The 14,437-nt window shown below is 43.8% G+C and carries 9 protein-coding genes, 1 tRNA gene and 1 pseudogene; 10 read left to right on the forward strand and 1 reads right to left on the reverse strand.

What is annotated here, in order from left to right; translation table 11 throughout:
- Positions 1 to 69: 69 nt before the first annotated feature.
- From DW083_RS06780 to DW083_RS06825, 10 genes and pseudogenes are all read left to right on the forward strand, one after another.
- Positions 70 to 921, forward strand: coding sequence for a sugar phosphate isomerase/epimerase (locus tag DW083_RS06780; RefSeq protein ID WP_115500631.1), 852 nt, complete (start codon positions 70 to 72; stop codon positions 919 to 921).
- Positions 922 to 1,005: 84 nt separating this feature from the next.
- A pseudogene (locus DW083_RS23550) lies at positions 1,006 to 2,036 on the forward strand (DUF6340 family protein).
- A gap of 68 nt (positions 2,037 to 2,104) precedes the next feature.
- Entirely contained in the window at positions 2,105 to 2,566 is a 462-nt protein-coding gene (locus tag DW083_RS06790) for a hypothetical protein (protein ID WP_115500633.1), read from the forward strand.
- 39 nt (positions 2,567 to 2,605) lie between these two features.
- Positions 2,606 to 2,678 (forward strand) — tRNA-Thr (locus DW083_RS06795).
- Positions 2,679 to 2,781: 103 nt separating this feature from the next.
- Positions 2,782 to 3,135, forward strand: a complete 354-nt coding sequence (locus DW083_RS06800) for an Arm DNA-binding domain-containing protein (RefSeq protein WP_122331872.1) — start codon at positions 2,782 to 2,784, stop codon at positions 3,133 to 3,135.
- 6 nt (positions 3,136 to 3,141) lie between these two features.
- Positions 3,142 to 3,435, forward strand: a complete 294-nt coding sequence (locus DW083_RS06805; protein WP_122331873.1) for a nucleotidyltransferase family protein — start codon at positions 3,142 to 3,144, stop codon at positions 3,433 to 3,435.
- Between the two features lie 1,657 nt (positions 3,436 to 5,092).
- Positions 5,093 to 5,992, forward strand: coding sequence for an Rpn family recombination-promoting nuclease/putative transposase (locus tag DW083_RS06810; RefSeq protein ID WP_122331874.1), 900 nt, complete (start codon positions 5,093 to 5,095; stop codon positions 5,990 to 5,992).
- 646 nt (positions 5,993 to 6,638) lie between these two features.
- The gene (locus DW083_RS23480) at positions 6,639 to 9,953 is read left to right on the forward strand and encodes a DUF6383 domain-containing protein (protein ID WP_305036242.1); all 3,315 of its coding nucleotides are present in this window, start codon (positions 6,639 to 6,641) and stop codon (positions 9,951 to 9,953) included.
- 394 nt (positions 9,954 to 10,347) lie between these two features.
- Positions 10,348 to 10,890 (forward strand): HD domain-containing protein, encoded by a 543-nt coding sequence (locus DW083_RS06820; protein WP_115501176.1) that lies wholly within the window; start codon positions 10,348 to 10,350, stop codon positions 10,888 to 10,890.
- 65 nt (positions 10,891 to 10,955) lie between these two features.
- Positions 10,956 to 13,712 (forward strand): putative LPS assembly protein LptD, encoded by a 2,757-nt coding sequence (locus DW083_RS06825; RefSeq protein ID WP_122331876.1) that lies wholly within the window; start codon positions 10,956 to 10,958, stop codon positions 13,710 to 13,712.
- A 1-nt stretch (position 13,713) separates the two neighbouring features.
- Here DW083_RS06825 and DW083_RS06830 read toward each other — a convergent pair whose 3' ends face one another.
- Positions 13,714 to 14,376 (reverse strand): uracil-DNA glycosylase, encoded by a 663-nt coding sequence (locus DW083_RS06830; protein WP_122331877.1) that lies wholly within the window; start codon positions 14,374 to 14,376, stop codon positions 13,714 to 13,716.
- Positions 14,377 to 14,437 lie beyond the last annotated feature (61 nt).

The raw sequence follows: 14,437 nt of genomic DNA on the forward strand, positions 1-14,437 counted from the left end.
AAATGTTATCGTGCACACCAAAAAAAAGCTATATTTGCTGCATATAACACAAACACATAATTTAATATCATGGAGAAATCAAGAAGATCCTTTTTTAAGAAAGGGCTGGCAGGAGCTATCCTGTTAGGTACGGCAAGTATGGCTAAAGCCGGGTTGCCCGATCCAGTAAAGCCTAAGGCTGCAAAGGCAGTCAATCCTTTCCATTTGGGAATGGCGGGATATACATTTGTGAACTTTGACTTGGAAACTACGTTAAAAACTTTGCAGCGTCTGGATATTCATTATCTTTGTATCAAGGATTTCCATTTGCCGCTGGACAGCACTGACGAACAGATCAAGGCTTTCCACGACAAATGTGCTTCGTATGGTGTGACCGGATATGCCGTCGGTCCTATCTATATGAAGAGCGAGGCTGAAATCGACCGCGGTTTTGAATATGCAAAACGTGTAGGAGTGAAGACGATAGTGGGTGTACCTAATTACGAACTTTTACCTTACGTAGACAAGAAAGTAAAAGAGTATGACTTCAACTATGCAATCCACTTGCACGGACCTGATATCAAGACTTATCCGGATGCAACGGATGTTTGGGAACATACAAAAGACCTGGATCGGCGTATCGGTATGTGTCTGGATGTCGGCCACGATTTGCGTAATGGTTGCGATCCTGTTGCCGACCTGAAGAAATATCATACCCGTGTGTTCGATATGCACATTAAGGATGTGACGGATTCTTCCAAAGCCGGACGCGGTATCGAAATCGGACGCGGAAAGATCGACTTCCCTGCGCTGATCCGTATGATGCGCGAAGTGAACTATACAGGAATGTGTAGTCTTGAGTTCGAGAAGGATATGAAAGATCCTTTCCTCGGTATCGCTGAATCTATCGGCTATTTCAAAGCCGTTTGTGATATGGCATGATAGGAATTGTGAATTATGAATTATGGATTATGATTCATGACTTGTGATTCATGGTTCATAATTTATAATTCATAATTGTAAAAGATGAGAACACTGTTGTACCTGTCAATAGTCTGCTTGTTGTCGGCATGCAGTACTATTGAATACATTGGAATAGAAACTTATAATCCCGCCGAGGTAACTTTCCCTAAAAGTGTCGGCAAGGTGTTGGTTGTCAATAACGCCGTTCCTCAACCAGACAACGCCGGCTATACCTATAATTTGTATGGAACCGTGCAGGACACAGCTCGTGCCCGTGCAGACAGCGCTTTGTTCGACGCTTGTCGTTCATTGGGAAAATCAATTGTCGATGTCTCTTTTTTTAATGATGTCCTGCTTTATCATGACGGAACTCGCCGGGATGGTAAACATCTGGTGGATGAAAAGTTGACTCCCGAAGCGGTAAAAGAGCTTTGTGAAGAAACAGGTACGGATGCTATTATATCCTTCGACCGCTTGTTGTTCCAGATGGAGAAGGATGTGGTTGCTTTTGCCGAAGGATTTGTTGCAGGCGGTGTCGATGTCCATATTTCCGGTGTTGTCCGTAGTTACCTGCCGGGCGTGATAATCCGTTGGCGACAGTCTATATGGAAGACAGTGTTTTTTGGTCGGAGAGTGCCGACAATATGGAATTGCTGAAGCTCTACTTGCCCTCTCCGGATGAAGCTCTCCAGGCTGCCGGACAGTATATCGGTGCAAAGGTGACTCCAAACTTCGTCCCTCACTGGGAAAATGAAACCCGCTGGTTCTTTAAAGGAGAAGGTGCCCGTTGGAAAGAAGCGACGGCGTATGCCTTGTCTGACAAATGGGAAGAAGCCGCTTTCCGCTGGCGACATATCTATACAAATTCTTCGAGTTGGAAGGAACGGGCAAAGGCTGCTTCTAATTTAGCCTTGTATTATGAAATGAATACGCAGTTAGCGGATGCCTTCGAGTGGGCGACTAAATCATATAATCTTTTTAATAGTAAGAAGGGCCAGGATTACAAATATACGAAAATGCAACAGCTGTATCTTGAGGCTCTTGGCGGGCGTATCCGGTCCGATCAAAAACTAAATAAGCAATTTGGACAATAATAGTCCGATATTCTCTGAATTATTATTACTTTTGGCAGACGTTTCGATTAAAGAATAAATAATAAGATATGAGTGCAAACAATGCAAAGATCCAGGCTGTCATAGAAACGACCTTCAATTCAGCTATCAATAAGCTCGCTGCGAACGAAGCCGGTAACTGTTACAGTGATCTGTATGTGCAGGTAGATGCTGAGAGCGGAGAACTGCTGATTTATGATGAAGAAGATGCGCTGGTAGAAAAGACTATCATTTTTGATTGGGTGAATGTGGCGTGTGACGACGAACAGTTCACTCAGCAGGTCGCTGCAACCTTGAAAGCCGTGCTTGCTGTTCTGGTTACCAAAAAAGCATTTGATAACCCCTGTTTCCTGAAACCGTTTTCAGTAAGCCTGACGGATGAGGATTTCTCTGTTATTGAGGAACTTCTCTTCCTCGATGATGAAAATCTGCGCTTGGATGATCCTCTGTTGAAAGATTTAGATGCAGATTTAGATGATTTTTTAGCCAAACTTCTTTCAGATGTCGAATAGACTTACTATATTTGCGCCCGCATTCAAGAATTAAATGTTGCCGAAATAGCTCAGTTGGTAGAGCAACGCATTCGTAATGCGTAGGTCGCCGGTTCAAGTCCGGCTTTCGGCTCACAAAATCAAGCAGTTATCTTTTTAGGTAACTGCTTTTTTTATGCCTTTTTCTGTGTTTTTCGTGGGTTGTTTAAACCGGTGTTTAAACCAGCGTTTAAACCATGAGTACAACAATTAGTGTCGTATGCTACAAGTCTAAGGTGTTGAAAAACAATGAGTCGCCTTTGATGTTGCGTGTCTGTAAAGACAGAAAAATGAAGTATGAAAGTCTTGGAATTTCCCTTAATCCTAAGTATTGGGATTTCAAAGCGAATAAACCAACAGCCAAATGTCCCAACAGGGAGTATATTGAAAAGTTGATTGCAGAGAAAAAGAGAGCCTATGCAGATAAAGTTATAGAGCTAAAAGCAATGGCAAATGAATTTACAGAAGGTAAAGACTTATCACCATATAAAAGAGAGAGCTCCATCATTTGGTTTTGCCACATGAATATATATTTTTGTAGAAACAAATGAGAAAAGATGAGATCAACAGCTGAATACATAAATCTCTTACGTGACTATATGAAGATGAATGCATCTAAGTACAGCATTACTCGTATGGGAATATTTGGTTCTGTTGCCAGAGGAGAGCAAACGGAAGATAGCGATGTTGATGTTTATTTAGAAACTTCAAAACCTAATATGTTTGCCTTGGTACACATAAAAGAAGATTTACAAACTTTATTCGGTTGTAATGTCGATATAGTCCGATTGCGTGATCACATGGATACTCTGTTGAGAAACAGAATTGAGAAGGAGGGAATTTATGTGTGATGCTATAGATAAAATAATCTTGAATTTAATTTAAGGGCCAACGCCCTTCTAAGGCGTAGGCCGTCGGTTCTCTTGACAAAGTAATAGTTATTGTCGTTAAAAGTGAAACAAACAGACCTCGTAGGGGCGGTTCGCGAACCGCCCTCCGTGTCAACAAATATGCCCATCGTCGCTACCCGGGCAGTTCGCGAACTGTCCCTACAAAGCCTGCTATTTTGATTCAAATATTCTTATGTTTGTACCTTTTGCAAATTGAAAAATATACATTAACCCCCTGTTTCGACTGTTTTTCTATTTCGTCCGAAATCTTGATTGATTTTGGTTTGACTTTTTTCACGGTTTTAACCCACTCGGGTGACAACAGAGAATATGAGATGCCGAGCCTATTCCAAAAAGCGTGCAATTTGATTGTTGATAACCGAAAACAACAGTAAAGTGATAAACCTTAACTCCCGGAGAATCGAATATTTGCGAACGAAGGCGGACTGCGTTCCAAATATCTAAAGGAAATTTTGGGGGGGGGTTGCCGTGAGGTGCGCAGAAAATTCCCTTGAAGTAACGCTTCATCGCTCTGAAGGTTGACTTCGTACTATATGAAGTCCGACTTCAGGGCAATAAAGTTCCGGATCAGAGTGATAAAGTCCCTCTTCATGGCGATAAGGTGCCTGATCATAGGAAAAAGCTCCTTTTTGGCAGCTGAAAAGTAGGTTGACATTTGTTTGAATTAGGGGATCTTTCGAGCTCAAAAAATGCGTTTTTTACAATAAGTCCCCCTGCCGCAGGCTCTCTTTTGCCGTTTCGTTTTAACGAACGGTTTTAGAGCTTAGAGGCAAAGCCTCTTCCTCTGTGGGCTTTAGCCCCTTTAATAGAGATTGCCTGTAGATATTTGAAAGGGGTTTAAACCCGCAGAGGAATCCGGCAAAGCCGGGAACTTAGCAACCCGTTGATTGAAATCAACGGCAAAAGAGAGCCTGCGGCAGGGGGGCTTATTGTAAAAAACGCATTTTTCAAGTCCAAAAGACATCCGAAACAGAACAAATGTTAATCCGCTTTTTTGACCTCAAAAAGGGACTTTTTCCGCTTTTTTGAGCGTTTTCCGCAATTACGACCGTCCTCTTTGCCATTGCGACCGTGCTAATGTATAGTGCACTCGGCACCTCGCGAAGATTAGGACGGTCGTAATGGCGATTAGGACGGTCGTAATTGAAAAGAGGACCGTCATAAGGGCAAAAAAGCACCTGAATTTCCTTGGGATATTTGGAACGCCGTCCGTTTTGTTTTCAAATATTCGATTCTCCGGGAGTTAAGCTTTATCATATTGTCGGCGTTTCCGCTTTTGGGTAATCAAATTGCACGCTTTTGGGAACGGACTGCGCACCTCGTTTTTCCTATTGTCAGAAAGGGGAGCTTAAACCGTGAAAAGAGTCAATCCAAAATCGATCAAGATTTCGGACGAAATAGAAAAATAGTCGAAAATGGGGGTTATTGTAATTTGTCAGGTTTGCAGAAGATTCAAAACTTGCCATATATAAAACAAACAGGATTCTATACCTGTGGAAACAGCAATAAAAATAATTTCATTTTTATTCACTCTATATGCAATATTTGTCTACCTTTGCCAAAGAAGTGTTAATAGTAACAACTAAAACAATTAATTATGAACAAATTTATCAATCCCTTCTCGGATTTTGGCTGGAAGAAAATTTTCGGCAGCGAAGTAAGCAAAGATCTCATTATCAGTTTTCTAAACGAAGTGATTCAACAGGAAGTGATTGTCGACATCACATTCCGGAATGTCGAGATGCTCGGTTTGAAGCAGGATCAGCGACGTGCCGTTTTTGATATCTTCTGCGAAAACGAAAAAGGAGAAGTCTTCATTTGCGAGATGCAGAAAAGCCGTCAGAAGTATTTTTCCGACAGGGTGTTGTATTATGCTTCGTTCGCCATTCAGCAACAGTCCATGATTGTAAAGGAAAAGTTAGAAAAAGAACCGGACGAAAAAATCCGTAAACGGTGGAACTATCAGATCAGTAAAGTTTATGTCGTCTGCATCCTGAACTATGTAATGGAATCGTCATTGCCCCATAAATATCGTTGGGATGTAGTGCGTATGGATCGGGAACTGAAAGTCCCGTTTAGTGAAACACTGAATGAAATCTATCTTGAAATGCCAAAATTTGTATTACCTTTGCATGAGTGCGACACGCTTTATAAGAAGTGGTTATACGTTTTAAATAACATCGAGATCATGGAACGATTACCCCAAGAACTGAACAATCAGATATTCCGCAAGCTGAAAAGCATCGTGGAGGTAGAGCGCATGACCCCCGACCAACGCCTGGAATATGAATTGAGCCTCTCCGTCGAGCGCGACCTTTCTGCTGCCCTTGACACAAGTTTTGAAGATGGGATGGAGAAAGGCTTAGCAGAAGGTAAAGCAGAAGGCAAAATCGAAGAACAACGTCTTATTGCTGCCAATTTTAAAAAACAGGGGATCAATATTGAAACGATTGCGCAATGTACCGGTTTGTCGGTAGAGGAAATTAATGGATTGTGATTTATCAATGCTAACCAATTGAATCAGCCGGGTTGTTGCTTGTTCGATAACCCGGCTGATTTGTTTATTTCCTTATGTGCAGTGGCAGTGTGTCATATCTAATAAACCGGACGCAGATAACGCAGAATACGTAAATGAACGCTCTCCCGAAGAGCAGTGGTTTCAGGAATATGTTGCATAAACGGTATTGTTTCGTCCTGTAACCCATCTGTTTTGGAAAATTATGGGCGTTTTCCCTTGTTGATTCGGAAAACCTATTTACCTTTGTAACGATTCCGTAGTGGGCAGCGGCCCACGGAGCGCGGGATCAATTACATATTGTAAGCATTTTACGAAGATTATTCCAATCTTAAAATCTGGTAAATTTTAAACACACCGGAATAATGGACAGTAAATGCTTGCGCTGGTTACGTATAAATTCATCTCCCATTGTTATGGGAAGAGAGTGTTATATCGTATAAGGCGCGGGCTATTGTTCTATTATTGGTGTGTGGGCTTACCAGAGCCTTAAGATTAGTAATAGACAATTGACCCGCGTTTTTTTATGCCCGTTCATAATCATTCGCGGGGGGTTGTTTTTCCCCTTCGTGAAATTAGTTGTTGGATTTTTAAACACTATTTTATTAACAATTAATTATTAATGATTATGAACAAGAGATTTTCTACTCTTTTGGCTGCCGCTCTGGTAGCTGGTGGATTGTCCTTTAATGCGAATGCTGCTGCTTACGGTGCAGATGACGTTAAGGATGGTTCTTTTATTCATTTAGGAGCTTCGACCGATGTTCTGTCTGTCAATGACGATAGCGAATTTGGTCTGCAAAGCACTTCGACCTGGACCGGCAATGTCGACAAATTGCTTGGTACATTGTGGCAGGTAAAGAAAACGCCGCATGCGACATCAGCCGGTGTCCAATACACCTATTCTTTCGTAAACCGCTTGTCAGGCCAGATGCTTTCCATCAAGTTGCAGTCTGTTGATGGTGTAAAACGTGAGAACATCAAGGCTAACGAAAAGCAGGGACAAACCGATTGGGCTTGGGATCAAACCGCCGGTCTTTATTGCGTAAAGAACTTCGGGGCAGACAAGGACTCTGTTTTCCAGTTGGGTTTCACGGATAAAGGTATCCAGTTAAGTGTTAAAGCGGGTAATGCTGCTCCTTCTGTTGCTCCTACTTCTCCGACTAAGGCTTTGACTCAGGTTGCAGTTTCCACAGCCGGAGTTACATTGAATGCTTCTGACTTCAACGCATTGGTAAAAGCAAATGCCGGTCGTTTGTTCTTCACTGACGAAAATGTGTCTTCTACAGAAAAGAATGTGTTGACGGCTAACAAGTGGGAAGCGGTTGATGCAAAAATGACTGATGGTGCATATGCAAGTAGTGGAACGTCTGTTCTTTTCCTAACTAACGGTAAAGAATATAAGAACCGTCTGAACGATGCTATGACTGCCGCAGATAAAACACAGAAAGAATATCTGTTGGTGGACTATAACTTCTACGATCCAAGCAAAGAATTCAATGTATTGAAAGTTGATACAATTGCTGTAGAACCTACTTCTGATGCAGTTTCTAATTTCGATAAACGTACAGTTATAGCAAAACATCATCCGGCAACTGCAGCATTCACTGTAACTTATTACATTCCGAATGATTCTATGGTAATTGCTCCGGCTTATGTTCAGACTTCTATTCCTGTGGCAACTACTTTGGATGCTATGCATACTGCGTTGCCTACAGATGGAAAAATTGACGCTGTTAAAATAGTTGTCGACTATTTGAAAGCAGGCGTAACATTATTCTCTACTAAAGATAAAGCAACCGAATTCCCTGGAGGAACGAAATTTGCAGAGGTAAAGCAATTTACAGAGGCTGGAGCTTCTGGTTCTGCAAAAACAGGACAAGATTTGATTGACGCAGTAAAGAAGGCTATTAAGGAAATTACTTATTCGAAAGACGCTGCTGAGAAGAAAAAACAGGAAGCTTATGTAGCCGCAGTAAATAAATATTTGACTGCTCTTGACGGCTTGGTTATTACAACCGTATCTAAAAGTGATGCAGTAGCTCTTGTTTCTACTTCTGCTATCAAAGACGGTGCAAACTACGCAGATGGTTTGAACTCTCTGACAGTTGCTGCTGTTTCTCCTGCTAAGCAAGTCGTAATCCGTAAACTATCTAACACGAAAGTTCTGACTATCGGTCAGATCACATCTACTACAGAAACTCACGGCAACTTGATCGCTACAATCAAAACATCAGACAAAGACGCCACAATCGGTGGTGACGCTGAAATCGCTGAAGGTCTGTATTATGTGATCGATGCAATGAAAGAAGAAAGTGCCAGTGTTGCTAACAAATATTATGGGTTGTACTTTGACGAAAGCCCGGTTAATGCTGCTAATTATGTAGCAAAAGCTCAGGCATTCAATCCGTATGTTCAATTCGTAGTTTCTAAGGCTGCCGGTGTAGACAAAGGTAATTACACTATTGAAAACCGTGCAACAGCAGATGCTAAATGGCAGGGTGTAACTAACGTTGTAGACAAAGACAACAACATATTTGCTATCAATGGTGACACCATCCAATTAGTTGCCGCTGACGACGTAGACGAAGACAACGCTTATATCGGCTTCAAATATATCACAGCAAACGATGCAAAGAACAACAAGTTCACCATCACTTCTGCTGCTGACGTATTGGCCGGACAGACGATCGTAATGGTAAAAGACTCCAGCTTGAAGATTGCTGAAGGCGAAATGCTGTTTACTTTGACTCCGAGTGCAGAAGCTGAATATGGTGTAAACGAAGACTTGATAAATGTATCTTACACGATCTACAATGATGCCGACTCTACTTACTTAGTAAAGAAAGACGGTAACTATCGTTTCATCCACGAATCCAACATTGCTGCTGATGATATCACAGAGTTCTATATGATCGCTGTCGATACTGATTCTACTTACGTTTTGGCTGACGGTTTAAACGCTGCTACTAAAATGGTTATCAGTACTCAGTACAAGACTATCTCTGCTAAAGGCTTAGGCGAACGTAACGACATGTTCATCGTTAAACCGCAGTCTGCTCCTGCTTCTTACAAATCTCTGCCGAAACACGTACGTATCCAGGCCATCAACGGTGACTATGCTGCCGTTAATGCTAAGAACCAGGGTATCGCTGTCCGTGAAGGTGATTTGAAGGCTGATGCTTATGATAACTTAGACTTTATCTTCTGGTTGGATACAGCTCATTATGAAAATGCTGCTCCTTACACTTACTACATCACGAAGGGTGTTAAGGCTACTGAAGAAGTTGCTGCAAGCAGACTGTACATGTGGAACTCCGTGGACTCTGCTGCTGCAAAGGATGCAAACAAAGAACTTCCGTATGTCTATGGTGCAGGTGCAAACCGCGTAATGTTCCGCACTGCTTCTATCATGGCTCAGGATACACTGTTAGTTCCGACTATGGATGCTGCTGCTAAGATCGACACTGTATCTATCGCTGCTAAGCCTGCCGGTTCTGCCGATGGCTTGAAGCACAATGTTAAGGCAGGTGTTAAGAACTTCCAGTTCAGCTTCGAATTTGCAAGCAAAGATGCAGATAACGAATACAACATCGTATGCCAGAATAACAACGGTAAGAACTATGTTCATAACATCAACGGTGTATTGGCAATGGGTCCGAAAGAAGACGCAGTTGTAGTAAACGTTCTTAACGTAACTCCGGAAGACGAAGCTGCAACAGGTAACGAAACGATCAACGCTGAAGGCGTAACAGTTATCGCTGCTAACGGTGGTGTTCAGATCATCGGTGCACAGGGCAAGAAGGTTGTTATCACGAACATCTTAGGCCAGACAGTTGCTAACACAGTTATCACTTCTGACAACGCAACCATCGCTGCTCCTCAAGGCGTAGTCGTAGTTGCTATCGAAGGCGAAGAAGCTGTAAAAGCAATCGTAAAATAAGAATGAATTTGTAATCAAATAATTCTAAAATGTTTGGTCGCGCGGTTTTGTAGAGACGGACGGCCGTCCGTCTCAATCAATACCAATTACCCTGTGACAGGCAAACAAGCGGCCGGATTTAATATTAATAATACTAAAGTAATTGAATTAAAAGTTCAATGTAGCCTGTAGCCCTGTGAAGGACGAAAGCATACAAAAGATTAGTCCCGGAAGATGGTAACACTTCCGGGACTTTGTCGTTTTATAGGGTTGCCGCTTCTTTGTCCCTGTACTTGACGTGCCGTATCCAGAACTATAATAAGCCCCCCTTCTCGAATCCGTCTCATATCTTATTATTTTGATAGTCGTTATCTATTCTTTATCTTTGTCATCCAATATAAAGATATAGGAGAATATGAACCCTTTAGATATTATAGCCAAATACTACCCGGTGGACTCGGAAGTGTACCGGATATTGGTTATTCATAGTAGAAGCGTGGCTGATAAGGCCTTGGCCATAGCCCGGATGCATCCGGAGATGAATCTCGACTTGACTTTTGTGGAAGAAGCGGCGATGCTGCACGATATAGGTATTTTCCGTTGTAACGCTCCCGATATTGCTTGTTATGGTGATGCCGAATATATTTGCCACGGCTACCTCGGCGCCGAGCTGATGCGGGCGGAAGGTTATCCCCGCCATGCCCGTGTGTGTGAGCGGCATACCGGAACGGGTATTACGCTGGCGATGATCGAAGAACGCAACTTGCCTCTTCCGCATCGCGACTTTATGCCGGAAACCCTGGAAGAACAATTGATTTGTTTCGCCGATAAGTTTTACAGTAAAACGAAACTGGATAAAGAGAAGTCTGTCGAAAAGGTTAAACAGGGGCTTTCCAAGTATGGGAATGACACTGTTATGCGGTTTGATAACTGGTGTAAACTCTTTTTAGGGGAATAAAAAGGGATTGGCTCACTAAAAAGTTATACATTTGCCCGCTGTAACACACTGCAAATAACGACGGAATGTTTTTGAAATACAAATGCCTGATTATTTTGTTGTTTTTCCTCACCGGAAACCTGATGACTGAGGCGCAGGAACTTATTGCTCCAACCGACACGGTACTGGCTGTTGTGGGCGATACGATCGTGCCTGCCGACAGTGTGGCTGTATTGGATACCGTTCCGAGAAAGCAGGCGGGGCTGGATGCGCCGGTTTCGTATGAGGCAAAAGACTCGATCATTATGACAGGTAATAACTGGGCCTATCTGTTTGGGGAAAGCAACGTAAAATATCAACAGATCGAACTCCAATCCGAGAATATAGAGATGAATATGGACAGTAGCCTCGTGTATGCTACCTTCGGCCTTGACTCGATCGGGGAAGAATTCGGCTATCCGCTTTTCAAGGATGGCGACCAGCAATACGAATCCAAGACGATGCGCTATAATTTCGGTACGAAAAAGGGGTATATTACGGATGTAATCACGCAGCAGGGCGAAGGATATGTGACTGCCGGACGTACCAAAAAGATGGATAATGATGTCCTGAATATGGTGGGCGGACGCTATACGACTTGTGATGAGCACGACCATCCCCACTTCTATATCCAGATGACAAAGGCGAAAGTCCGTCCGAAAAAGAACATTGTGACCGGACCGGTTTATATGGTGTTCGAGGATGTGCCCCTTTACCCGATCGGCTTGCCGTTCTGTTTCTTCCCGTTCTCCAGTTCGTATTCTTCCGGTGTCATCATGCCGACGTTCGGTGATGAAAGTTCGCGCGGTTTCTACCTGCGTGACGGGGGATATTACTTTGCATTGAGCGATTATATGGACTTGGCTTTGACCGGTGAAATCTATACGAAAGGTTCATGGGGGCTGTCGGCTCGTTCTTCTTACCGCAAGCGGTATAAGTTTTCGGGTAGTTTCAACGCCTCTTACCTGGTTACCCGTTTGGGAGACAAAGGACTTCCTGATTATAGCCTGTCGAAAGACTTTAAATTGAACTGGACGCATTCGCAGGACCCGAAAGCAAACCCTTACCGGACGTTCTCGGCCAGTGTGAACTTCGCGACCAGTAGCTACGACCGTAATAACCTGAACAGTTTCTATCCCGGTTCGCAAGGGTTTGCAGATGCGAACCAGAATACGAAAGGTTCCAGTATCAGTTTGACGCAACGTTTCCCGAATAACCCGTTCAGCCTCTCGGCTACCATGAATGTGAACCAGCGTTCCAAAGACTCGACGATCTCGCTGACGCTGCCCGATATCACGATTACCATGAGCCGTATCTTCCCGTTCAAGCGGAAAAGCGCTGTCGGCAAGGAACGTTGGTATGAAAAGATTTCCATGAGTTATAACGGTTATCTGCGTAACAGCATCGATACGAAGGAAGACAAACTCTTTAAGTCGAGCCTGGTAAAGGATTGGCGGAACGCTATGCAACACCAGATTCCGGTCAGCGCAACCTTTACATTGCTCAAATATCTGAATATCTCTCCGTCGCTCAGCTATACCGAACGCTGGTATACCAATAAAGTGGAAAAGGCCTACGATATGCAAAAGAAGGCAGTGGTGGACCGCGATACGACTTACGGTTTCTATCGTGTGTTCGACTATAGCACGTCTGTTTCTGCTTCTACAACTTTGTACGGTTTCTACAAGCCGTTGCCGTTTTTAGGAGATAAGATTCAGATGATACGCCATCGCTTCGAGCCTTCCGTTACATTGAGTTATACGCCGGATTTCGGAGCTGCCAAATATGGCTTCTGGAAGGACCTCACTTATGAAGACCAGTACGGCCAGGAACAGCATGTTTCTTATTCGCCTTTTGAGCGCGGAATGTTCGGTACGGCTCCAAACGGAAAGTCGGGGAGTGTGAGTTTCCAGCTGGATAACAACCTCGAAATGAAGATTAAGTCGGATCGCGATTCGACGGGTGAGCGCAAGATCAGCCTGATCGATAAGCTGTCGTTGGGTATGAGCTATAACATGGCCGCCGATTCATTCAAGTGGAGCGACTTGAGTGTCGGTCTGCGCCTTAAATTCTCCAAGAGTTATACTTTGAACCTGAACGGTACGTTCGATACCTACACATACGGGTATGACGATGCGACAAAGACGGTTCGCCGTCTGGATATCCCGCGTTGGAAAGCCGGTAAGGGCATCGGTCGTCTGCGCCAGACGGGAACGAGCTTCTCTTATACATTTAATAACGATACGTTCGGTAAGTTGTTCGGCAAGAAAGACAAGGACGACTCCAACAATCCTCCTGCCGATCCGAACGCCACGAACGATCCCGAATTTGAACAAATCTCTCCGGGAGAGGAGGGCGACCAGCAAGCAAAAACGGAAGGCGGCCGCTTACGGGGTGCGAAGAAAGAGACGGGCGAGTATGATTCGTATGGCTATATGATCAATAAGGTGCCTTGGAGCCTTTCGTTCAGCTATAGTATGCAGTTGCGTTATGGTGATTTTAATCCGAGTAAAATGGAATATAATTATAAGTTGACGCATGCGTTGAGCTTTAACGGTAATATCCAGCCGACGAAGAACTGGCGTTTTAACTTCAATGCGACGTACGACTTCGATACGAAAAAGATTTCATACATGACTTGTAATATAACCCGCGACCTGCACTGCTGGCAGATGACCGCCAGTTTCGTCCCCGTAGGCCCTTATAAGTCTTATACCTTTAATATTGCTGTAAGTTCGTCCCTGCTGAAAGACCTGAAATGGCGTCAGAGCAGCAACTATCGTGACGGACAGACCTGGAAATAATTTACCATTCTATCGGTGTCTGTCCCGTAGCGATCAGATAGTCGTTTGCTTTGCTGAAGTGTTTGTTTCCAAAAAAGCCGCGGTAAGCGGATAGGGGAGACGGGTGTGCCGATTTCAGTACCAGGTTGTGTGCCGCATCAATGAAAGCTCCTTTCCGCTGTGCATACGATCCCCAAAGTATATAAACGATATGGCTCCGTTCTTCCGCCAGGCGGTGGATGACGGCATCGGTAAATTCCTCCCAACCTTTATTCTGGTGCGAACCGGCCTGATGTGCACGGACAGTCAGGGTTGCGTTGAGCAACAGGACGCCCTGGTCCGCCCAGCGTAACAGGTTACCGGTCTGTGGAACCGGCTTGCCTAAATCGCTTTCAATCTCTTTGAATATATTGATGAGTGACGGCGGGAACGGTGTCCCGTCCTGGACGGAGAAGCAAAGTCCGTGTGCCTGTCCCGGTTCGTGGTAAGGGTCTTGTCCGAGAATGACCACTTTGACCTTGTCGAAGGGGCAGTGTTCGAACGCGCTGAAGATACAGGGGCCGGGAGGATAGATGGTTCTTTGGCGATATTCGTCTTTGACAAAGGTTATCAGTTGTCTGAAGTAATCTTTTTCAAACTCTGGGTTCAATCGTTGCTTCCAGCTCTGTTCTATCTTAACGTCCATAATTGTAATTGAAAATTGAAAATTATCTTTGTTGTGCGAATATCCGAAATAATTTTCAATT

The organism is Parabacteroides sp. AF48-14 (assembly GCF_003477465.1).
GTDB classification, from domain to species: Bacteria; Bacteroidota; Bacteroidia; order Bacteroidales; family Tannerellaceae; genus Parabacteroides; species Parabacteroides acidifaciens.